Origin of the sequence: Enterorhabdus sp. P55, from assembly GCF_009911695.1 — a bacterium.
Classification (GTDB): Bacteria; Actinomycetota; Coriobacteriia; order Coriobacteriales; family Eggerthellaceae; genus Enterorhabdus.
The window spans coordinates 15672-36824 of the sequence record NZ_QWKK01000015.1; the positions used below are offsets into that span (position 1 = coordinate 15672).

The following is a 21153-nucleotide window of genomic DNA, read 5'->3' on the forward strand; positions in this document are numbered from 1 at the left end:
GCCGCGGCGTAAGGGACGCCCGTCCCGTACCATCCCGCATAATTCTCGGAGCCGCCTTCGGGGCGGCTTCGGGTTTTAGTCGACCCCTGCCCGGCCGTGGCGCCGGGCGACCACCCGAGCGCGTCGCACTCAACACGGCGCGCGGAACCGTGCAGGCGCTCTGTGCGCGCCCGGCACAGGAAAGGAGCACCATGGAAATCGTACTGCCCGACGGCTCGAAGAAGGAGCTGCCCGCCGGCGCCACCGTCGCCGACGTGGCTGCGGCCATCGGCGCCGGCCTGGCTAAGGCCGCCCTCGGGGGCATCGTCAACGACCGGCCGGTGGACCTCACCGCGCCCGTGGCCGACGGCGACGCCGTGGCCATCGTCACCGCCAAGAGCCCCGAGGCCCTCGAGCTTCTGCGCCACTCCACGGCCCACGTGATGGCCGCCGCCCTCACCGACCTGTTCGGCGACGTGGAATTCGGCGTCGGCCCTGCCATCGAGAACGGCTTCTACTACGACGTGAAGCTCCCTGACGGCAAGGCGCTCTCGCCGGATGACTTCGCCGCCATCGAGGCGCGCATGGCCGAGATCATCGCCGCCGACGAGCCCTTTGCCCGCACCGAGGTCACCCGCGACGAGGCGCTCGCCCTGTTCGCCGGCCAGCCGCTCAAGCGCGAGCTCATCGAGGAGCTTCCCGAGGGCGAGACTATCACCACCTATGCCATCGGCTCGTTCACCGACCTCTGCCGTGGGCCGCATCTGCCCTCCACGGGCAAGATCCCCGCGTTCAAGCTGACCAAGCTCGCTGGCGCCTACTGGAAGGGCGACTCGGACCGCGAGATGCTCACCCGCCTCTACGGCACCGCCTTCTTCTCCAAGAAGGAGCTCGAGGAGCACCTCCATAACCTCGAGGAGGCTGAGAAGCGCGACCACCGCAAGCTCGGCCGCGAGCTCGGCATCTACATGATGGATCCCATGGCCGGCGTGGGCCTGCCCATGTACCTGCCCAAGGGCGCGCGCGTCATCCGCACCCTGCAGGAGTGGCTGCGCCGCGACCTCTACGAGCGTGGCTACGAGGAGGTCATCACCCCGCACATCTACAACGCGGACGTGTGGAAGACCTCAGGCCACTACGGCTTCTACCACGACAACATGTACTTCTTCGAGATCAACGAGGGCTCTGACGAGGAGCCGCGCCTGTCCGAGTACGGCGTGAAGCCCATGAACTGCCCGGGCCACGTGATGCTCTACAAAAACGAGCTGCACTCCTACCGTGACCTGCCCCTGCGCTACTTCGAGTTCGGCACGGTGTACCGCCACGAGATGAGCGGCGTGGTGCACGGGCTTCTGCGCGCTCGCGGCTTCACCCAGGACGACGCCCACGTGTTCTGCACGAAGGACCAGGTGGTGGAGGAGGTCGTCGCCATCCTCGACCTGGTGGACCACATCATGGGCACCTTCGGCTTCTCCTACGAGGCCGAGATCTCCACGCGCCCGGAGAAGTCCATCGGCACCGACGAGATGTGGGAGCATGCCACCAACTCGCTCATGGAGGCCTGCGCGCGCCATGACCTGGCCTACGAGATCAACGAGGGCGACGGCGCCTTCTACGGCCCGAAGATCGACATCAAGGTGAAGGACGCCATCGGGCGCACCTGGCAGTGCTCCACGGTGCAGATCGACTTCAACATGCCCCTGCGCTTCGGGCTGACCTACCGCACTGAGGACAACACCGAGGAGACCCCCTGGATGCTCCACCGTGCCATCTTCGGCTCCATCGAGCGCTTCCTTGGCATCCTCATCGAGCACTACGCGGGTGCCCTGCCCCTGTGGCTGGCTCCCGTGCAGGTGGTGGTGCTCCCCATCGCCGATCGCCACAAGGAGGCGGCGGCCGCGTTTGCCGGCGAGATCAAGGGCGCCGGCGGGCGTGTGGAGATCTACGACCAGAACGAGCCCATGCGCGTGAAGATCGCCAAGGCCCAGGCCCAGAAGGTGCCCTACATGATCATCATGGGCGACGCCGAGGTGGAGGAGGGCGTCGTGTCCGTGCGCGAGCGCTCCGAGGGCGACCTGGGCAAATGGGATCGCGAGAAGTTCCTCGCAGTCATCCGCGAGGCCGCGCTGTAGCATCCGCTTGCTCGGGCGGCTCGCGCCACCCGAGCAAGCCCGGGGCCGGGCCCGTGCTCGGGGGAGCGCGGGCCCGGCCGTCGTTTTCAAGGGGCAGGCCGGCGTCGGCCGCCCGGGATCAGAGGGGAGAGACCATGATCGTCACCACCACCAACTCCGTCGAGGGCTACCGGGTCACCGGGTACTACGGCATCGTCTTCGGCGAGGTCATCACCGGCATCAACTTCCTGCGGGACTTCGGCGCGGGCATCCGCAACATCGTGGGCGGCCGCTCGCAGGGCTACGAGGAGGAGCTTACCGTCGCCCGCACCCAGGCGCTTCAGGAGCTCGAGCAGCGCGCCAGCGCGCTCGGCGCCCATGCGGTCGTCGGCGTGGACATGGATTATGAGGTGCTCGGCCAGGGCAACATGCTCATGGTGACCGCCTCGGGCACCGCCGTCACGGTGGAGCCGGCCTAGGGGCGCGGCGCTTGCACGCGCCGAGGTGAAATTGGGCCAAAACGTTCGAAATTCCGAGGGAGGAGGGGCCTTGAAGGCCCCTCCTCCTGCATTTGAGGCGGTCCGGCCGAGCGCGACCTGGGGAAACGCGCGGCCTGATGGGCGTGGAAGCTGGAAGCGCCTCGGAATTTCGAAGCAAATGGCCAGAATCGGCCGACTCTCTAGCGCGAGTCGCGCCTGCCGGACTTGACGGGACAGCCGCCGCCGGCCTGGCCGTCCCCCGAAGCCCCCTCCGGGCCGCCGTCCTCGCCCGAGAAGGCGCTCACGATGTGCGAGGGGTCGAGCCCGTAGAGGCGCGCTATGCGCGCGGCGTCGCGGCGGTGGCGCTCACGCTGGAGGCGGTAGTGCTCACGCAGGATGGGCCCGACGCGCCGCGGCTCGCGGCGGATCTCGCGGGCGGCGGCCACGGGCTCGGCGTCGATGGTCCGCATGGTCACCGACGCGAGCAGCGGCATGATGAGCACGGTGATGCCCCCGGCCGCCACGAGTACCGAGGCGGTGCCGGCCTCCAGGGCGTTCGCGCTCACGGCCACGGTGGTGACCGCCACGATGAGCGGCAGCGCCGTGGTGCAGTAGAGCGCCACGGTGAGGCGGCTGTTCGCGCCCATGCCGACGGCGTCTGGGTCATGCCGGAGCGCCACGAAGATGGGCACCGCGCGCACGAGCAGGAGCAGCACGATGAAGCCCACCAGCAGAAGCGGCCGATCGAACACGGCCGCCATGTCGATGCGCGCGCCGGACACGATGAAGAACAGCGGGATGAAAAACCCGTGCCCGATGGAGCTGACCTTGCGCTCCAGGCTGGCCGAGCCCTCTGGCAGCACGAAGCGCAGCACGAAGCCGGCGGCGAAGGCGCCGAGCACGATGTCGAGGTCGAACACGGCCGAGATGGCCGTGAGCCCCACGAGCAGCACCATCACCGCGCGCACCGCCATCTGCGAGTTGGTGTCGGCGTTGCGCTCGATGAAGCGGTAGACGAAGCCGCCGGCCTTGCGCGCCATCCGCGGGATGACGGCGGCTGCCACGGCGATGGCCACGAAGAGGGCGAGGATGAGCACGGTCAGCCACTCCGCGCGGGTGGAGAGCAAAAGCGTCATGGCGAGGATGGGGCAGAGCTCGCCCCAGGTGCCGTAGGCGAGCACAGCGCGTCCGACGGGCGTCTCGATGACGCCGCGTTCCTGGAGGATGGGCAGGAGCGTGCCGATGGCCGTGGTGGTGAGCGCGATGGCCACGGCTATGCCGTCGATGTGGCTTGCCGAGAACGGCGTCCAGAGCATCACCGCGCCGAAGGCGAGGCCGAGGGTGACCATCCAGGTGGCAAGTCCGCGCCGGCCCTGGCGCCCGGTAAGGTGCGCCGGGTCTATCTCGTAGCCTGCCAGCAAGAAGAGGAGCCCCAGACCCAAATCGGACAGAAGCGCGATGGCGTCGCTCGTGGAGACGATGCCCGCCAGGTGCGGCCCGGCCACCATGCCGGCGATGAGCAGGAACACCGTCTCGGACACGGGCTTGCCGGGGATGGACTGGGCGATGAGCGGGCACAGGAAGGCCAGCAGCGTGATGAACGCGAGCGAGGTCAGGTCTGCCACGAAACTCCTCTCAGGTCGCGTCGCGCGGCCACGTTACCGCTTGGCGACGGAGCGCCGCGCGCGCATCGCCCGTGCTAGACTTCAGGACGAGGGCGACCTCGCTGCGCTCAGGCTTTACCCTACCACAGGCCCAGGCCTGGTGGCGAGGAGGGTTGCGAGGGCGTCACGCGGCGGGGAGAGTCGTTTCCGGGAAGGGAGGTGGCCTTGTGTCGAGGCAGCGGAGGGGCGGCCCGTCCGGCAAGGCCGCGCGCCTGGCGCGCCGGCTCAAGCTCGCCAGCGCGTCCGAGCTCAAGCGCCAGACCTTCTACGCTTTGGAGAACGCCTCGCGCGGGCGCCTGGCGGCGAAGGCGACGGGCTTTGCCCTCTTCGCCCTCATCGTGGCCAATGCCGTCATCGTGTTCTTCTCGGCGGAGCCGGGGCTCGACCCGGTGGCCGCCTGGGTCATCGCGCGGTTCTACACGTTCTCCACCATCTGCTTCGGCCTCGAGTACCTCGCGCGCATCTGGATCGCCGACCTGGCCTTCGGGGACGTGTCGCCCTGGCGCGCGCGGCTGCGCTACGTGTGCTCTCCCCTCGGCATCATCGACCTGCTCTCGTTCATGCCCAACCTGGTGGCGTGGTTCGTGCCGGTGACGCCGCAGCTGCATGACGCGGTCAACGTGCTGCGCCTCGTGCGGCTCATCAAGATATCGCGCTATATGCGCGGGCTGCGCACCATCGGGCGCGTGCTCTCCAAGCGCAAGCACGAGATAGTGGCGTCGTTCCTGGTCATCGGCCTGCTCGTGGTGGTGTCGAGCATCCTCATGTACGAGATAGAGAGCCCGGTGCAGCCCGATGCGTTCAACAGCCTGCTCACGGGGCTGTACTGGGCGGTGGAGACGGTGACGGGCACCGGCTACGGCGACATCGTGCCCGTGACGGTGCCGGGGCGCCTGGTGGGCTCGCTCGTCATGCTCCTGTCGGTGGCGCTCGTGGCCATCCCCGGCGGCATCTTCGCGGCCGGGTTCGTGGCGGAGTTCCAGAACGCGAGCCTGCGCAAGATCGAGCGCGACGAGCGCCGCGGCAGCCGCCCTGCGGCGAAGGCGCCCACAGACGGCGGCGCAGCAGGCGAAGAGGAGTCCGACGGCGATGACGCCGGGCCGACGGAGGGGGAGGGGTGATTCCGCCGGTGACGCGCGGGCGCGCCCGGCTGGCTTCGGGCCGCCCGGCTCCCGGCGTCTCGGGCCGCTCCGGCGCTGAGGGGAGGGGCGGCCAGACGGCGCGCTACAGCAGCGTCTCGGGCGTGGGGCCGTCGACCGCAGGCGCGGCCAGGTAGGCCTCAAGGTCGTCCCAGACGCGAGCCGCCACGGCCACGCCCTCCTCGTAGAGGGCGAGCAGCTTGGCCTGATCCTTCTCCATACTTGCCACTTCCACCGGGTGATCGGGGCGGATGACGAAGGCGCGTCCCTGCTCGTGGAGGCGGTCGACGCCGCGGCTTACGCGGTTGTACTCGAAGTGGCGGTTGGCCAGCCGGTCGAGGAACCGCGGGTAGTCGGCGAAGCGCCGGTCGAGCACCGGCATGAGCTTGTTCGGCCCCTTCACGTAGGAGGCGTCCTGGGTGCAGACGACGATGTGCTTGCGCGCGCCGGTGGCCATCGAGTAGGTGATGGGGATGGAGTCGCACGTGCCGCCGTCGAGCAGCTGCTTGCCGCCGATGGTGACGATCTCGCTCACGAGCGGCATGGACGACGACGCGATGAGGTAGGGCACGTCGGCGCGGGCATCGGTGAAGCGGTGGTAGTCCGCCTCGCCGGTGACCAGGTTGCTCGCCACCGTCACGAGCTCCATGGGGGAGGCGTCGAAGGCGTCGTAGGGGAAGGGGTCGAGCACGTTGGGGATGGCGTCGAAGCTCATCTCGCGGCCGAAGGCGTTGCCCGTGCGCACGAAGCTCTTGAGCGACAGGTAGCGCCAGTCGGTGCAGTACTTGAGGTTGATGTAGCAGCCGCGTCCGGCCTGGCCCGCCACGTAGTTGTAGCCCATGAGCGCGCCGGCCGACACGCCGATCACCCGCTCGCAGAACAGGCCCCGGTCCATGAAGTAGTCGAGCACGCCGGCGGTGAACAGCCCCCGCATGGCGCCGCCCTCGAGCACGAGGTTGGCGTGCGTCAGGTCGTGCCCGCGCCAGGCTACGGGAAAGTTCACCTCCGCGCGGGGGTAGTCGGCCTCTATCTCTTGGGTAAGCGTCAGGGAATCCATGGTCGTCCTCTCGATTTGGTAGCCATTATAGTTCAGTTTTATGCCATTGCGGGAACGCCGGCGAAACGCTTGGGAGGCGGAGCCTACAATGGGTTTCCAAGGCGAGCCGCCCTCCCGAGCGGCTCTGAACGTACAGCTCACTGTCCATCAACCTGCAAGGAGGCAGTCCCATGAGCGAAGTCATCTCTTCCGCTGATTTTTCGTCCAAGGTGCTTGAGGCGCCGGGCAAGGTGCTCGTCGACTTCTTCGCCACCTGGTGCGGCCCGTGCCGCATGCTGGCGCCCGTCCTCGACGAGGTGGCGGCCGAGAACCCCGCCGTCAAGGTGTACAAGGTGGACATCGACCAGAGCCCTGACGTGGCCGCGCGCTACGGCGTGACCTCCGTGCCCACCCTCATCGTGTTCGAGGACGGCCAGGTGGCCAAGCAGACCGTCGGCGCCCAGCCTAAGCAGAACCTCCTGGCCCTGCTGAACGCCTAGCCGGCCAGCATCCTGTCGAAGCGCCCGGGCGTGAGCTCGGGCGCTTTTGTAGAGTAAGGAGCACCCATGGACCTCAACACGTCGGGCGATGCGCTCGCCCGCGAGACGGAGACGGTCGATTTGGCGGTCATCGGCGCCGGCCCGGCCGGCATGACCGCAGCCCTCTACGGCGCGCGCTCGGGGCTCTCCACCCTCCTGTTCGAGCGGCTCTCGCCGGGCGGGCAGGTGGCCACCACCGAGCATCTGGAGAACTACCCGGGCTACGCTGACTCCACGAGCGGCTTCGACCTGGCCATGAAGATGCACGAGCAGGCCTCCTCCTTCGGCGTGCGCACGGTCTCCGAGGAGGTGACGGGCGTCGATCTGTCCGTCGAGCCCAACCTCATCACCACGCCTTTCGGCTCCTACCGCGCCCGCACGGTCATCGTGGCCACGGGCGCCGTGCCGGCCCAGCTGGGGCTCGCCCACGAGGATGAGCTGCGCGGACGCGGCGTGTCCTACTGCGCGACCTGCGACGGCAACTTCTACCGCGGCCGCGACGTGGCGGTCATCGGCGGCGGTGACACCGCAGTGGCCGACGTCATCTACCTGGCGCGCATCTGCCGCACGGTCTACCTCGTCCACCGGCGCGACAAGCTGCGCGCCACGGCCATCTACCACGAACGCCTGCGCGAGCTGGACAACGTGGAGCTGTGCTGGGACAGCGTGGCCGAGGAGCTCCTCGTCGAGGACGGGAAGGTGGCCGGCCTGCGCCTGCGCAACGTCAAGACCGACGAGAGGCGCGTGCTCGACGTGGCAGGCGTCTTCGTGGCCGTGGGCATGCGGCCCAACACCGCCTTTCTCGCGGGTGATTTGGAGCTTGACCAGTCTGGCTACGTCATCGCCGACGAGATGGGGCGCACGGCCATGCCCAACGTTTTCGCCGCCGGGGACGTGCGCGTGAAGGAGCTGCGCCAGGTGGTGACCGCCGTCGCCGACGGCGCCAACGCCGCCACCGCCGCAGCCGACTACCTGGACTGGAAGGCCCGCTAGCCGCTCGGCCGGCGCCTCGCGGGGGACGCCGGCCGCCTGCGCGTCCGCCGGGGTGCTCGGTGGCCGTTCCCGTCTCGCGCCTGTTGAAAAACCGTTGACTAGGCGTATACTTTTGGCTGAGGACGGCACCCTCGTCAAGGCGAACCAGGACTGGTTCCCGCTGTTCGTGGAGACCAACTCCATCGCCGACATCACCTTCACGAGCTCGAACCCCGGCGTGATCGCCATCGAGCCGAACGACACCCTGACCGACCGCGCGTTCGTGGAGGGCAAGACCGACTACGGCGTGGGCGCCAAGGCGAAGGTGCTCTCGGCCGGCAAGACCACCATCACCGCCACCATCAAGGGCACCGGCGCCTACGCGAGCGTGACCAAGAGCTTCGACGTGTACATCTTCCCCGACCTGGCCAAGAAGCTCCAGCTCTCCATGACCGAGACGGCCTATGACACGAGCCGCGCCGACGGGACCATCCGCCCGGGCGACACGCTGCGCTACATCGTGACGGCGACGAACGAGGCGGCCGACACCGCGTGCATCAACCCCATCTACGAGCTGGGCATCCCTGCCGACACGACGTTCTCGGCGCTCACCATCGTCGACCTGGAGGGCAACGAGGTGACTGCTGACTACGACGTGGCTGACGGCAAGGTGGTGGTGGCGAGCCTGCCGACGCTCTTCGGCGGCCAGGCCTACCGCTTCAAGCTGGACGTGACGGTCAACCCGGACGTGGTGAGCAAGGCGCCGGGCGAGAAGCCTGACTTCCTGAGCCATTCGGAGGCGACGGGCATCTACGGCGTCAACCCCGACAAGTTCGAGTGGGACGACCGCATCCCCGCCGAGGGGCTGCCGGTTGACCCGGCAGACGCCGAGGCCAACCCGACGCTGCCGCCGAGCCCGGACGCGGCGCCCGAGCCGGAGCCCGAGCCCATCGTGCCCGACCCGGACACGGCCACCGAGATCCTCGGCGGCGACCTGAACGACCCTGAGCCGGAGGATCCCTCCGATCCCGACGGCCCCAAGAAGCCGGGCGTGCCCGTGGGCCCGGTGAAGCCCGGCTGGAAGAGCGTGGCGGTGACCTTCGACGCGCTCGTGACCGAGGAGGCTGTGGGCAACGACGTGGGTAACACGGCCACGGCCCACGGCACGCTGCCCTCCACGCTCACGCCGGGTGGCACGAAGCCCGCGCCGGGCGGCCCCTTCGCGCCCTCTGACGGCTGGCACTCCTTCGTGGAGGACCACCCTGGCATCGCCAACCCGCAGCCGACCTACCCCTCGAAGGACGTGGGGCCTGCCGGCGGCATCGTGGCCGCTCCGACGGGCGACGGGGGCGCGAGCGGCGCGGACGGCGACCTCGACGCGAAGCGCGCTCAGACGCTGCGCCACCTGGCACAGACCGGCGACGAGGCGGCGGCTCTCGCCCTCGTGGCCGTGGCGGCGCTCATAGGCTGTGCCGCCGTCCTCGTGCTCGCCGCCCGCCGTCGTCGCGCCGCCGGCTCCTGGCGCTAATCTCTGGCGGCGGGCAACGACTGCCCGCCGCCTCCGGGGCTCCCGCGAGCGCAACCGGCACCCTGGCGCGGCGGTTCCAGCGCACCCGTGGGCGCGAGCCGGCCGGCGGCCTGGCCTGCTCCGGTGCCCCTCGCCCGTGGCGCCCGCCGGGGGCGTTCGAGTGCGGGGGAGCCCCCGGGCGCAGTGGGGGAGCGCGGAACGACCGTGGCGCGCGCCTTCCCCTTCTTCTCTCTTCTCCTCTGGCGAGGGCTTGCGCTGGTCTGGTATCATTAAGGGCTGTGCGAAAACGATGCGACCCTAAGGAAGAGCCGTCATGCAAGAAGCAGGAATGCGCGAGAAGCTCGTGAAGATCATCGAGGCCTACGAGGAGCTCCAGAACAAGATGGGCGACCCCGCGGTTCTGGCGGATCAGAAGGAGTACAACCGCCTGGCCAAGGAGTACGCCAACCAGGGGCCCCTGGCCAAGAAGGCCGCCGAGTACGTGCAGGCGGCCGATGATTTGGCCGAGGCCAAGGAGATGCTCTCCGACGCGGAGATGAAGGAGTTCGCCCAGGAGGAGATCGCTCGCATCGAGGGCATCCTGCCGGCGCTCGAGGAGGACATCAAGTTCATGCTCATCCCCGCCGACCCGGCCGATGACAAGGACATCATCGTGGAGATCCGCGCGGCAGCCGGTGGTGACGAGGCTGCCATCTTCGCCGGCGACCTCTACAAGATGTACGAGCGCTTCGCCGGATCCCAGGGTTGGAAGACCGAGACGATGGACGTGTCGCCCTCCGAGGCCGGCGGCTACAAGGAGATCCAGTTCAAGGTGAAGGGCGACAAGGTGTACTCGGTCATGAAGTTCGAGTCCGGCGTGCACCGCGTCCAGCGCGTGCCTAAGACCGAGTCCCAGGGCCGCATCCACACCTCCACGGCCACGGTGGCGGTGCTGCCCGAGGCCGACGAGGTGGAGGTGGAGATCAACGAGAACGACCTGCGCATCGACGTGTACCGCGCTGGCGGCCCGGGTGGCCAGTGCGTGAACACCACCGACTCGGCCGTGCGCATCACGCACCTGCCGAGCGGGCTGGTGGTGCAGTCCCAGGACCAGAAGTCCCAGCTGCAGAACAAGATCGCGGCCATGGCCGTGCTGCGCGCCCGCCTCTACGAGAAGATGCTCGCCGAGCAGCAGGCCGCCGAAGGCGCCGAGCGCCTGGCGCAGATTGGCTCGGGCGACCGCTCGGAGAAGATCCGCACCTACAATGGCCCGCAGGACCGCGTGACCGATCACCGCATCGGCTACAACGGCACCTACAACGGCGTGCTGCTCGGCGACAGCCTGGGTGACGTCATTACCGCGCTGCAGGCCGCCGATCGCGCCCAGAAGCTGGAGGCGGCGGTCTAGGCGCCGCGTTGCCGCCGTGTCGGCGGTGTCGGCGAAAACGAGAGCGGAAAACGGAGTGAAGGGCGCCGCGGGGCGCCCTTTCCGATGGATGGGGAGACGATGACGGAAGAGACGTGGACGGCGCGAAGGGCGCTCGAGTGGACAAGCGGGTACCTGGAGCGCCGTGGCGACGAGAACCCGCGGCTCGCGGCCGAGTGGCTGCTCTCTGAGGCGTGCGGCCTCACGCGCGTCCAGCTCTACATGGACTACGATCGCCCGCTCTCGGCGGAGGAGCGCGAGGTGCTGCGCGGCTACGTGACGCGCCGTGGCCAGGGCGAGCCGCTCCAGTACATCGCCGGCGAGGCGCCGTTTCGCTACCTGACGCTCAAGGTGCGCCCCGGCGTGCTTATCCCGCGGCCGGAGACCGAGGTGCTCGTGAGCGAGGCGCTCGCGTGCCTGCCGCCCGCCGCCCCGCGGGCCGCCGCCTGGAACGCTGAGGCCGCCGAGCAGGAGGCCGCCGCCGTGGCCGCCCTCAAAGAGCAGCTGGCCGAGCTGGCGGCCGTCCAGGGGGGCGCGGCCCGGACCGGAGACGCGGATGGCGCGGACGCGGGGCACGCGGGAAGCGTGGATGGCGCGGACGCGGACGCGGGGTACGCGGGAAATGCGGGTGCGGACGACCCCGGGTACGTGGCCGCGGGCGGTTCCGAGCGTGGGGGAGGCGCGGACGGCGGGCGGGCGAGCGCGGGCGACCACGGACGTGTGGGCGTCGGCGACCCCAGGTGCGCGGGGGGCGCGGCTGCGCGGTGCGCGGATGCGGTTGGCCCTGGGCGTGTGAGCGCTGGCCCTGGACACGCGGGCGCTGGCGACGCTGGGCGAACGGGCGGCGGAGGCTCCGCGCGTGTGGGGGGCGCCTTTGATTCTGATGGCGCGCCTACCGAGGGCGTCGATCGCGTCGCCGTGGCCGCCGACTCTGCTGCGAAGGCGACGGATGTTTCACGTGAAACACTCCTTCGTGAGGATTCGGCGTGCGGGGTGCATGTCACGTCCGAGATAACAGCTGACGCCAACATCGACGTCGATGCTGCCGTCGCCGTGGCTGCCGGCTCTGCTGTGCAAACGACGGATGTTTCACGTGAAACATCCGCTTTAGAATATTCCCCAAAGAGGAATTATGCCCCAGATGGGGTTTCCGACGTTTTTCGCGGCGGCGCCTCAGCGGACGACAGGTCCGGGGCATCGCGGGGGGATGCCGCCGGCGAGGCGGAGGAATCGGACTCGCGTGGTTACTTCCTGGTGGCGGACGTTTGCACGGGGAGCGGGTGCGTTGCGTGCGCCATCGCGTCTGAGCGGCCCGACACGCGCGTGATCGCAGTGGACATAGCGCCGGAGGCCGTGGCGCTCGCGCGCGAGAACGTGCGGGCCGCGGGCGTGGCCGAGACGGTGCGCGTGCTCCAGGGCAATCTGGGCGACCCGGTGCCCGAGCGCTATCTGGGTCGATTCGACCTGGTGGTGTCGAACCCGCCCTACGTGCCGACCGACGTGCTTGCAGGCATCCCGCGCGAGGTCTCGGACTATGAGCCGACGCTCGCCCTCGACGGCGGCGCCGATGGGCTCGATCTGTTCCGCCCGCTCGTCGCCTGGGCCGCACGCGCCCTGCGCCCCGGCGGCGCCTTCGCCTGCGAGCTGCACGAGGGTCACCTCGATGAGGCTGCCGCCCTTGCCCGTGCCGCCGGCCTCGAGCACACGCGCGTCGTCGCCGACCTCGCCGGCCGCCCCCGCGTCCTCGTGGCCCGCAAGCCGCGATAGCCCCCCGCGGTGCGCGGGCAGCCGCGGAGTCGCCCGCAGCCTTCCGGCACGAACCCCAGCTCTCGCTCGTCCCGCCTCCTGCGCGCCCGAGGCGCGGCGCCCGACGTGATTCGCCGGCCGACGGGGTTTCGCGCTCCACCCCGTCCGCGGCGGCTCGCACCCCCCCCATACCATCCGTTGCGGCTCGCGCGCCCCGCTCCGTCGGGCCCCTCTTCTGCGTCCCCGTCGTGGTGCCCTGCAGCCCCGTCTCCTCAAAGTGGCCAAAAATGACGACCTGACGACGGTTTCCGGAGGTCCTTCGCCTCCTTTCGCGGCCTTTCGCCCGCTTCCTCGCTTGTCAAACAGCAGCGACCTGGGGTTTTGCCGAGGCGCTTTTCCGGCGCCTGTCTTCCTTTGTCGTCAGGTCGTCATTTTTGGCCACTTTGCGGCGTCGCTCTGTACGGGGGCGCGACGCCCGGGGTTCGTCGCGCCGGTGGAGCCTGCTCGTCTGAACCCTCGCCCTCAGTGCTCTGGTACAATGGCTCGCTATAGGATCATGTCTACTATATCGTGCGTCGTGCGTCGCCTCTTTCGCGGCGCGCTGCGGAAGGGAGCGAGCCATGGCAGGGAAGCGCAACGTGCTCAAGGAGCATCTGGCGGAGTCGGCGGCAGTGCTGCGGGAGCGTCTCGGCGACCGGGCGCCTGAGGTGGGCATCATCCTGGGGTCGGGCCTGGGGCCTCTGGCCGAGCGCATCGAGGACGCGGCCTTCGTGCCCTTCGGCGAGGTGCCCCACATGAAGACGTCCACCGCCACGAGCCACGTGGGACGGTTCGTCTGCGGGCGGCTCGGCGGGCGCATGGTGATCGCCATGCAGGGCCGGCTCCACGGCTACGAGGGGAATTCCGCCCAGGAGGTGGCCTATCCCGTGTGGCTCATGCACGAGCTGGGCGTGGGCGCGCTCATCACCACCAACGCCGCCGGCGCCATCAACGAGTCCTACCAGGTGGGCGACTTCTGCGTCATGGCCGATCACCTCAACTTCACCGGGCGCAACCCCGTCGCGGGAACCGAGCCCGATGGCATCGCGTTTCGCTTCTTCAGCATGCTCGACGCCTACGACCCCGCGCTCCGCTCGCTTGCGCATGCCGTGGCCGAGGAGGCTGGCATTCGCGTGCAGGAGGGCGTCTACCTGGGACTTCTGGGCCCGAGCTTCGAGACGCCGGCGGAGATCCGCGCCTTTCGCGGCTGGGGTGCCGACACGGTGGCCATGTCGGTCGTGGAGGAGGTCATCGCTGCCCGTCACGTGGGGATGCGCGTGCTGGGCGTCTCGCTTGTGACGAACATGGCTTGCGGCGTGGAGGGCGCGAGCCCCAATGACGTGGAGGTGCTCGAGGTGGCCGCCACCCGCGGCGAGGACTTCTGCCGGCTCATCACCGGCGTCATCGAGCGGATGTAGACCGCGCCCCGCGCGCTTGCGAGTCGGGGTGCGGGCAAGGCGCCGGGCCGGCGGAGCCGCTGCTGTGCGAAGGCGCCCAGCCGGCCAGGTCGCCTTAGCGACAATTTCCGGATTTCTGGTCATTTTGGCTATGGTTTACGCGGTCATACACCCGAACCAGGCGGAATTTGGCCATTTTCGGTGCGGTTTACGCATCTGCGCGCGCTCGGGATGCGGAAAGCGCGCTGTTTTTGGCCAGAAACTTTCGGCCAGAAGCTCCCCACGTGGCTGCGCGGCAGCGGACGCGCCACCCAAAAGGGGATCCAAGCGCCTTGTCGCGCGCGCGTCGCCTGCCCTCTGCTGCGCCCCGCCCTATGAGATCGGCCGATGCGCCGGATCGGCCAGGTAAGCCGCGCAGCGGGCGCGGAAGCACTCCTCGAAGCGCGTCACGTAGTCCAGCGCCGTGGCGTCAGGGCTCGCGTCGTTCGCGTAGACGAACCCCATGCAGAACCGCGCCGCCCCCTCGATGGGCGCGTGGGCGATGGCCCTGTTGGGCTCGGCCAGAAACACGCTGAGCGAGTCGCTGAAGGTGACCGCCTTGCCTGCGCTCACGGAGTTGGCGATACGCGTGGGGTTGGACGCGTGGGTGACGACGTTGCGCAGGGGGTGCTCGCGGAACATGTCGCGGATGATGTCGTTGAGCACGGCGTCGTTGTAGTAGGCCACCGGCAGCTCCGCCACGCGGGCGAGGGGGAAGGCCCCCTTCCCCGGGCGGATGAACTGCGATGAGGCCGCCAGCATCATCTCGGTGACGAACAGCGGGCGAAAAGTCAGGCCCGGCAGGCGCCTGAGCTCCTCTGCCTCGGCGATGGGCAGGCACAGGGCGTAGACCGCCCCCTCGCCGCCCCGCTCGAGGGCGTCCTTTATCTCGGCGTACGAGTGCTCGATGATGGTCACGTCGTCGAGTCCCGCAGCCGCGAGATCGCGGTCGAGCAGCGAGAACAGCGAGTCGGTGACGAAGGCGCAAGCGTGCAGGGTGGGGCAGCCGGCTCGCTCTGCCGCGACGCGTCCGGGCGCAGAGGCTCGCGTGAAGGGGGTGAGCGCCCCGAGGAGCTCATCGCGCTCGGCCAGGCACCGCCGCGCGTGGGGCAGCAGCGCGTGCCCGGCGCCGGTGAGTCGCAGGCGCGCGCCCTCGCGCTCGAACAGACGGCAGCCCAGGTCGCGCTCAAGCGCTGCCATGGCCTTGCTGAGGCCCTGCTGCGACACGAACAGGCCCCGCGACGCCGCGGTGAGCGAGCCGTTCTCGGCTACCGCGACGAAGTACTCCAACGCCTCGAACCTCATAGGCTCCCCCCGAGTTGCCCGGAAATCCTCAGGAAAGCGTAGCAAAGCCGCCGGTGCCCGGCAACGCCTGTGCGGCGCATTTCCGTCCATTCCGTAGGCCACAACCTCAGGTTGTAGATTCTACGCCCTTTTCCTGTTGGCAATCGGGCGGCCGGCGTCCCATACTGGCGGCAGGGGATGGACGCATCGGCCGCAAGGGGGTTTCGGGGCCGAGGCGTTCCTCATGCCTGCCGATCGGCAGCGCTCTTCTCGCCGCTCGGCCTCTGACGGGGCCGGCCTCGCCGGCCATGATGGCTTCACTTTGAGAGGAGTGACTCTATGCCCATCAAGAAGACAAGGACCGTCTGCACCACCTGCCATGCCCGCTGCGGAGTATTCGTCTACTCCGACGGGGATGAGATCGTCAAGATCGAAGGCGATCCGGACAACCCGAAGTCCTACGGCACCATCTGCGGCGCGGGCATGTCCCAGCGCGAGATCCACAACGACACCGAGGGGCGCCTGCTCTATCCGATGCGTCGCGTCGGCGAGCGCGGCAGCGGCGAATGGGAGCGCATCACCTGGGATGAGGCGCTCGATACCATCGCCAGCGAGAGCCGGCGCATCATCGAGGAATACGGGCCCGAGGCCATCATCACCGGCCAGGGCACCGGGCGCACCACCAACCACTGGCACTGCCGCCTCAACTCCACGCTCGGCCTGGAGGGCTGGTCGCTCGTGCCCACCCACGTGTGCCTCATGCCCCACATCCTGCCCAACGCCATATCGCTCGGCATCTTCAGCCCCGCCGACGGCGACCTGCCCAACTCCGGCACCATGGTGCTCTGGGGCCAGAACCCCGCCATGGAGCGCGGCATCATGCGCCTCATCCTCGACCGCCAGAAGGCCGGCGGCAACCTCATCGTCATCGACTCGCGCTTCCAGGACATGTCAAAGCACGCCGACCTGGCCATCCAGCCGCGCCCCGGCACTGACGGCGCCCTGGCCCTGGGCATCATCCGCGAGGTCATCGCCAACGGCTGGTACGATCAGGAGTGGATCGACAACTGGACCTACGGCTTCGAGGACCTGCGCGCCCGCGTGGAGGAGTTCACCCCCGAGCGCGTGGCCGAGATCTGCTGGATCGGGCCCGAGCAGGTGCGCGAGGCCGCTCGCATGATGGGCACCGCGGGTCCTGTCGGCATGATGGTGGGCCTCGGGCCCGGCTGCATGCACACCAACGCCATCCAGAACGGTCGCGCCATCGCGTGCCTCCAGGGCCTGCTCGGCTGGATCGACGTGCCCGGCGGCGTCAACGTGCCCGTGGCCTTCTCGGTCATGCTTGACGATAAGATCACCCTGTGGGACAGCGCGCTTGACCCCGGCCGCCCGGAGCTGTTCACCTTCGGCGGCGACAAGCACCCGCTCTACAAGTCCTTCGGTCGCTCGAATGACCCCAACACGGTCTTCAAGGCCATGATCACCGGCGAGCCGCGCCCTGTGAAGATGTTCGTGGCCATCGCCGACGACCCGCTTCTGTGCTACGAGGACTCAAACCTCACCTACGAGGCTATGACGAGCCCCAACCTCGACCTCATCGTGGTGAAGGACTTCTACCTGTCGCCCACGGCCCAGCTGGCCGACATCGTGCTGCCTACGGCGGACTGGTCGGAGCGCTGCACCTACGACGAGGAGCTCGACGGCCCGTTCATCCTCGCCTTCGACCAGGCCGTGCCCGCGCCGGGGGAGTGCTGGGATGACTGGCGCTTCTTCCTGGAGTGGGGCAAGCGCATGAATCCCGAGCAGTGGCCCTGGGCAGACGAGAAGGAGATGGTGCTCTGGCGCCTTAAGGAGTTCTACGGCTTCGACCTGACCTGGGAGGAGTTCCAGGCGGTGCCCGTGCGCATCGTCGGCGCGACGGAGCCGGGCGCCGAGCCGGTGCACAAGAAGTACGAGAAGGGCCTGCTGCGGCCCGACGGCCAGCCCGGGTTCCCCACGGTCACCGGTAAGATCGAGTTCTCGTCTCCGGCCATGGCCGCCTTCGGCTACGATCCGGTCCCCGACTACACCGAGCCGGCCGAGAGCCCGGTAAGCCAGCCGGAGCTGGCCAAGGAGTACCCGCTCATCGGCTCTACGGGGCATCGCGTCTACAGCTTCTTCCACTCCGCCTGGACCAACGTGCCCGCACAGCGCGCTTTCTACCCCGAGCCCTTCGCGGTGGTGCATCCCGACGACGCCGCGCGCTTTGGCGTGACCGACGGCGAGTGGATGACCATATCCTCGCCACGCGGCAAGATCATCTCCAAGGCCCTCGTCTCCCGTGAGGCCAAGGCGGGCTGCGTGTTCATACCCCGCCCCGCCTGGCGTGACGAGTGCAAGGCCCTCGGGCTGTCCGGCTATGGGTGGGATCGGGCCAACGGCAACGTGCTCGTGCCCTCCGAGCCGGCCGAGCCTGGCTACGGCGCGACCGCCATGCGCTCGTTCCTCTGCAAAATCGAGCCCGGAAGGGGTGATCTGTAATGAGTCGGATCGATGGGGGCGGCATCGCCCTGCTGCTTGACCTGGACGACTGCATCGGCTGCTTCGGCTGCGAGGCCGCCTGCCGCGAGACCTACCGCTACCCGTACCACGAGGACTGGATGAAGGTGGTGCGCCGCGAGCCCTTCCTGGTGGACGGCGAGCTACGCCAGTACCACCTGGTGGCTCCCGTGCTCGACAAGTGCCGCGTGTGCTACGAGGCCGATCCCAACCCGCTGTGCGTGACCGGCTGCGCGGCCCAGGCGCTCAAGATAGGGCCGCTGGAGGAGATCGTCCCCCAGGCCGTCGGCCGCCACTGCGCCCTCTTCACGGCCTAGCATCCTGCCGGGCCCGTCGCCCGTGCCCATGAGGGGCGCGGGCGGGCGGCGGGCCCGGCTGCTTCCTCAGCCATAACAGATCGCGCGATGGCCCTCCCGAGGAGGGTTCGGGCTGTCGCGCCCTCGACCAAGGGAGGCTTCGATGGAAGTCCAAGGAAAACGTCCCGTGATGGCCGCCGTCGGCTGCGCCATCATTCTCACCGTCGGGCTGGGCTCGACCTCGCTGCTCAACGTCATCGCCGTGCTGCTGGTGGAGGGCATGGGCATCGACCTGGTCACCTACGCCTTCGGGCCCATGCTGGCCACGGTCTTCGCATTCCTCGGCAGCCTGGTGGGCACCAAGCTCATCGGCGTCATCACGCCGCGCTGGTGCCTGCTCATCGGCAGCGTGTGCACGGCGGCGGCCCTCGTGCTGTTCGCCACCGCCACCGGGCCGGCCATGTGGTACGTCGGCAACGTCATCAACGGTATCGTGCTGGCCATCGGCGCCCACGCCTCCGCCGCTGGCGTGCTCTCTGAGTTCTACGGCGAGCGCACGCCCACGGTGTTCGGCGTGGTGGTGGGCGTCATGAGCTTCATCATCGCGGGCCTGGTGTTCGTGGAGTCGCTGCTGCTGCAGGTGATCGACTACCGCACCTTCATCTACGGCTATGCCGTGCTCGTGCTGGTGCTGGGCGTGTTCGCCAACCTCGTGCTCATCGGCCGGCTGCCTTCCCAGGCGGCTAAGGCGACCAAGGCCGCAGATCCGCTGGCCGAGGGCGACCCGCTCGTGGCCGACGCCGCGCCCGAGGCGGCCCCGGCCCCGCCGCAGGTCGCGGGCATCACGCTGCAGGAAGCCCTGCGCACCCCGGCGCTCTACCTGTTCTTCGCCGCCATGGTGTTCGCGTCGTTCCCGCTCAACGGCTTCTCGGCCTACTCGTCCAACTTCCTGGCCGCCGGCGGCCTCGACCCGGCCTTCGCCGTGACGCTGCTCTCGGCGTTCACCCTCATGGTGGCCGTCATCAGCCTGGTGTCGGGCGCGGTGACCAAGAAGTTGGGCGCGGGGGCGTCGTCGGTGGTGGTGTTCGCGGGCTTCGCCGCCGGCATCGCGCTTCTGGTGGCGTGGCTGTCGGGCACGGGGACGCCGGCCCTCTACGGCGGCCTGGTGCTCTGCGCCCTCATCGGCCCTGTGCAGATTCTGCCGGCTCTCTTCATCCCCCAGCTGTTCGGCATGCGCGACTACACGGCCATCAACGCCGTGGGCATGGGGGCGTTCTACCTGGGCGGGGCGGCGGTGTTCCTCATCGCGGCCGCCATCATGCAGAACGTCGGATTCGCCGCGGGCTTCGGCGTCCTGGCAGCCTCGGGTGTGGCCGCCTGCCTGCTGTTCCTGCTGGCCATCGCCGTGAGCCCGGTGCGCAGGGCGGCGCGGGCCGCGGCTCAGGAGCCTGCGCCTGCTGACGCCGAGGCGGCCTAGGCGCCCGGGCCCGGGCGGCGCCACCGCCTCGGCGCCGGCCGGGCTGGGCTTGAATCCGCCGGGGTCGTGGGGCGGCGGGTTCCTCTGGGGGACGAGTTGATGGGCGAGCCCTCCTGAAGCGGAGCGTCGCGGCGGATGGCGGCAGCCGTCGTCGCGGGCGACGAGGCCGATGATGTTTCGCCGCCGCGCCCCCGCGCCGAGGCCTCGTTGGGGTATCCTTCCCCCAACGGACAGAGTGAGCGCCCCACATGCGGCGGGGCGCTCCTGCGCGGGGAGGGTGCTTGGATGATGAGGCTGCATGTGCTGGCTAGCGGCAGCCGCGGCAACGCGGCGGTGGTGGAGAACACGCGCACCGGTGAGGGCGTGCTTATCGACTGCGGCATCTGCAAGCGCGACGTTTTGGCCCGCTGCGCCGAGGCCGGCTTCGACCCGACGCGGCTGCGCGCCGTGCTCATCACCCATGATCATGGCGATCACGTGCGTGGCCTGGGCGTTGTGCTGCGCGGTCTGGCCCGGCTGGGTGTGACGCCTGACGTGCTGGCGAGTCCGGCGGTGCGCGCGGCATCTGCGCCGATCGAGGATGCGCTCGCCACGGAGGGCGTGGCGTTTCGCGGTCTGCGGGCGGGGGACGCGGTGTCGGCGGCGGGGCTGGTGGCGCACGTGTTTCGCACCTCGCACGACGCCGCGGAGTCGTTCGGGTTTCGCTTCGAGGACGCGGCAGGGCCCGGCGTGGCGGATGCGGTGGGGTTCATGACCGACACCGGCGTGGTGACGCCGGAGGCTCATGAGGCGCTTGCCGGCGTGCGTCTGCTGGCGCTGGAGTCCAACCATGACGCGGACATGCTCGAGCGAGGGCCCTATCCCTGGTCGGTGAAGCGCCGCATCGCATCCGATGGCGGACACCTGTCCAACGACCAGGCCGCCGCCGAGTTGGCGGCGCTGGCCGAGGGGCCCGGTGGCGAGCGGCTCGAGGCGGTGGCGGCCATGCACGTGTCGCAGGAGAACAACACGTACCGCCTGCCGGTCGAGGAGCTCGGCGGCGCGCTCGCGCGCATCGGGCATCCGGCAGCGGTGAGGGTCGCCTACCAGGAGCGCCTCGTGACGCTTGGCTGACGCGTCGCCGGATGCGGACGACCTCGCCGAGCAGGCGCGACCCGGGGCTGGCTTCTTGCAGGCCGGGCGGCGGGAGGGGCGCGCGGCGCCCCGTCTCTGCGGGTGGCCCGGTATCTGCCGTGGGCGACGGCGCGCAGCCGTACGCTCTCGCCCGTAGGGAGCTGCTCGGTGGTGAGCGCGGATCCGGGGAGGACGACGCGTCGGCGGGACAGCCGCCGGGGCGGCAGCGAGGGGGGCGTGCCGGCAGCCCTTGGGGTCGCAGGCCGGGCGGGCCAAGGCCGCGAGCGCCGGGCTGGACGGGCGGGAGCCCGTCGGTCGCCGCAGCGGAGCTACCCCCGCGTCGCGCGCAGGCCTCTGCTGCGAGCCGCGCCA

Annotated in this window: 16 protein-coding genes; 13 read left to right on the plus strand and 3 right to left on the minus strand. The window is 69.6% G+C overall.

The genetic code is table 11. The features are described 5' to 3' along the window. Window positions 1-191 precede the first annotated feature (191 nt). Both thrS and D1643_RS02805 read left to right on the plus strand, forming a co-directional pair. Window positions 192-2111 (plus strand): threonine--tRNA ligase, encoded by a 1920-nt coding sequence (thrS, locus tag D1643_RS02800; protein WP_160708402.1) that lies wholly within the window; start codon window positions 192-194, stop codon window positions 2109-2111. A 134-nt stretch (window positions 2112-2245) separates the two neighbouring features. Next, window positions 2246-2569, plus strand: a complete 324-nt coding sequence (locus D1643_RS02805; RefSeq protein ID WP_160708404.1) for a heavy metal-binding domain-containing protein — start codon at window positions 2246-2248, stop codon at window positions 2567-2569. A 200-nt stretch (window positions 2570-2769) separates the two neighbouring features. On the opposite strand, the gene D1643_RS02810 is transcribed toward D1643_RS02805, so the two are convergent. Further along, window positions 2770-4194 (minus strand): cation:proton antiporter, encoded by a 1425-nt coding sequence (locus D1643_RS02810; RefSeq protein ID WP_160708406.1) that lies wholly within the window; start codon window positions 4192-4194, stop codon window positions 2770-2772. Between the two features lie 206 nt (window positions 4195-4400). Between D1643_RS02810 and D1643_RS02815 the strand changes: the two genes are divergently transcribed. Further along, window positions 4401-5354 (plus strand): ion transporter, encoded by a 954-nt coding sequence (locus D1643_RS02815; RefSeq protein ID WP_370520276.1) that lies wholly within the window; start codon window positions 4401-4403, stop codon window positions 5352-5354. 103 nt (window positions 5355-5457) lie between these two features. Here the strand turns inward: D1643_RS02815 and D1643_RS02820 are convergent, their stop codons facing one another. Beyond that, on the minus strand, window positions 5458-6429 hold the full coding sequence (locus D1643_RS02820) for a patatin family protein (RefSeq protein WP_160708408.1): 972 nt from the start codon (window positions 6427-6429) through the stop codon (window positions 5458-5460). A gap of 170 nt (window positions 6430-6599) precedes the next feature. Between D1643_RS02820 and trxA the strand changes: the two genes are divergently transcribed. The 6 genes from trxA to D1643_RS02855 all read left to right on the plus strand — a co-directional run bounded on the left by trxA (window position 6600) and on the right by D1643_RS02855 (window position 14055). After that, window positions 6600-6908 (plus strand): thioredoxin, encoded by a 309-nt coding sequence (gene trxA, locus D1643_RS02825; RefSeq protein ID WP_160708410.1) that lies wholly within the window; start codon window positions 6600-6602, stop codon window positions 6906-6908. Window positions 6909-6974: 66 nt separating this feature from the next. Beyond that, entirely contained in the window at window positions 6975-7940 is a 966-nt protein-coding gene (gene trxB, locus D1643_RS02830) for a thioredoxin-disulfide reductase (RefSeq protein ID WP_236643332.1), read from the plus strand. A gap of 112 nt (window positions 7941-8052) precedes the next feature. After that, the gene (locus D1643_RS02835) at window positions 8053-9447 is read left to right on the plus strand and encodes a hypothetical protein (RefSeq protein ID WP_160708412.1); all 1395 of its coding nucleotides are present in this window, start codon (window positions 8053-8055) and stop codon (window positions 9445-9447) included. Between the two features lie 313 nt (window positions 9448-9760). Next, a complete protein-coding gene (gene prfA, locus D1643_RS02840; protein ID WP_255478032.1) occupies window positions 9761-10834 on the plus strand; it encodes a peptide chain release factor 1 in 1074 nt (357 codons plus the stop codon). A 99-nt stretch (window positions 10835-10933) separates the two neighbouring features. Then, the gene (locus D1643_RS11755) at window positions 10934-12619 is read left to right on the plus strand and encodes a class I SAM-dependent methyltransferase (protein ID WP_236643333.1); all 1686 of its coding nucleotides are present in this window, start codon (window positions 10934-10936) and stop codon (window positions 12617-12619) included. 599 nt (window positions 12620-13218) lie between these two features. Beyond that, window positions 13219-14055: a purine-nucleoside phosphorylase gene (locus D1643_RS02855; RefSeq protein WP_160708414.1), complete on the plus strand. Its 837-nt coding sequence runs from the start codon at window positions 13219-13221 to the stop codon at window positions 14053-14055. Between the two features lie 351 nt (window positions 14056-14406). On the opposite strand, the gene D1643_RS02860 is transcribed toward D1643_RS02855, so the two are convergent. Further along, window positions 14407-15378: a LysR family transcriptional regulator gene (locus D1643_RS02860; protein WP_160708417.1), complete on the minus strand. Its 972-nt coding sequence runs from the start codon at window positions 15376-15378 to the stop codon at window positions 14407-14409. Window positions 15379-15696: 318 nt separating this feature from the next. On the opposite strand from D1643_RS02860, the gene D1643_RS02865 reads away from it, so the two are divergent. The 4 genes from D1643_RS02865 (at window position 15697) to D1643_RS02880 (ending at window position 20781) form a co-directional block, all read left to right on the plus strand. Beyond that, entirely contained in the window at window positions 15697-17877 is a 2181-nt protein-coding gene (locus tag D1643_RS02865; protein WP_160708419.1) for a molybdopterin-dependent oxidoreductase, read from the plus strand. After that, a complete protein-coding gene (locus D1643_RS02870) occupies window positions 17877-18212 on the plus strand; it encodes a hypothetical protein (protein ID WP_160708421.1) in 336 nt (111 codons plus the stop codon). The genes D1643_RS02865 and D1643_RS02870 overlap by 1 nt, the downstream gene beginning before the upstream one ends. A 142-nt stretch (window positions 18213-18354) precedes the next feature. Further along, window positions 18355-19668 (plus strand): MFS transporter, encoded by a 1314-nt coding sequence (locus D1643_RS02875; protein ID WP_160708423.1) that lies wholly within the window; start codon window positions 18355-18357, stop codon window positions 19666-19668. 285 nt (window positions 19669-19953) lie between these two features. Next, window positions 19954-20781 carry an MBL fold metallo-hydrolase gene (locus D1643_RS02880; RefSeq protein WP_160708425.1) on the plus strand — a complete coding sequence of 276 codons (828 nt, stop codon included), beginning with the start codon at window positions 19954-19956 and terminating at the stop codon, window positions 20779-20781. Window positions 20782-21153: the final 372 nt, after the last annotated feature.

Bases quoted from the DNA above. Each gene is read 5' to 3' on its own strand.
- D1643_RS11755 (WP_236643333.1), top strand. From the start codon at position 10,934: ATGACGGAAGAGACGTGGACGGCGCGAAGGGCGCTCGAGTGGACAAGC.
- D1643_RS02805 (WP_160708404.1), top strand. From the start codon at position 2,246: ATGATCGTCACCACCACCAACTCCGTCGAGGGCTACCGGGTCACCGGG.
- D1643_RS02875 (WP_160708423.1), top strand. From the start codon at position 18,355: ATGGAAGTCCAAGGAAAACGTCCCGTGATGGCCGCCGTCGGCTGCGCC.
- D1643_RS02865 (WP_160708419.1), top strand. From the start codon at position 15,697: ATGCCCATCAAGAAGACAAGGACCGTCTGCACCACCTGCCATGCCCGC.
- thrS (WP_160708402.1), top strand. From the start codon at position 192: ATGGAAATCGTACTGCCCGACGGCTCGAAGAAGGAGCTGCCCGCCGGC.
- trxA (WP_160708410.1), top strand. From the start codon at position 6,600: ATGAGCGAAGTCATCTCTTCCGCTGATTTTTCGTCCAAGGTGCTTGAG.
- D1643_RS02870 (WP_160708421.1), top strand. From the start codon at position 17,877: ATGAGTCGGATCGATGGGGGCGGCATCGCCCTGCTGCTTGACCTGGAC.
- D1643_RS02880 (WP_160708425.1), top strand. From the start codon at position 19,954: ATGATGAGGCTGCATGTGCTGGCTAGCGGCAGCCGCGGCAACGCGGCG.
- D1643_RS02855 (WP_160708414.1), top strand. From the start codon at position 13,219: ATGGCAGGGAAGCGCAACGTGCTCAAGGAGCATCTGGCGGAGTCGGCG.
- prfA (WP_255478032.1), top strand. From the start codon at position 9,761: ATGCAAGAAGCAGGAATGCGCGAGAAGCTCGTGAAGATCATCGAGGCC.
- trxB (WP_236643332.1), top strand. From the start codon at position 6,975: ATGGACCTCAACACGTCGGGCGATGCGCTCGCCCGCGAGACGGAGACG.
- D1643_RS02860 (WP_160708417.1), bottom strand. From the start codon at position 15,378: ATGAGGTTCGAGGCGTTGGAGTACTTCGTCGCGGTAGCCGAGAACGGC.
- D1643_RS02820 (WP_160708408.1), bottom strand. From the start codon at position 6,429: ATGGATTCCCTGACGCTTACCCAAGAGATAGAGGCCGACTACCCCCGC.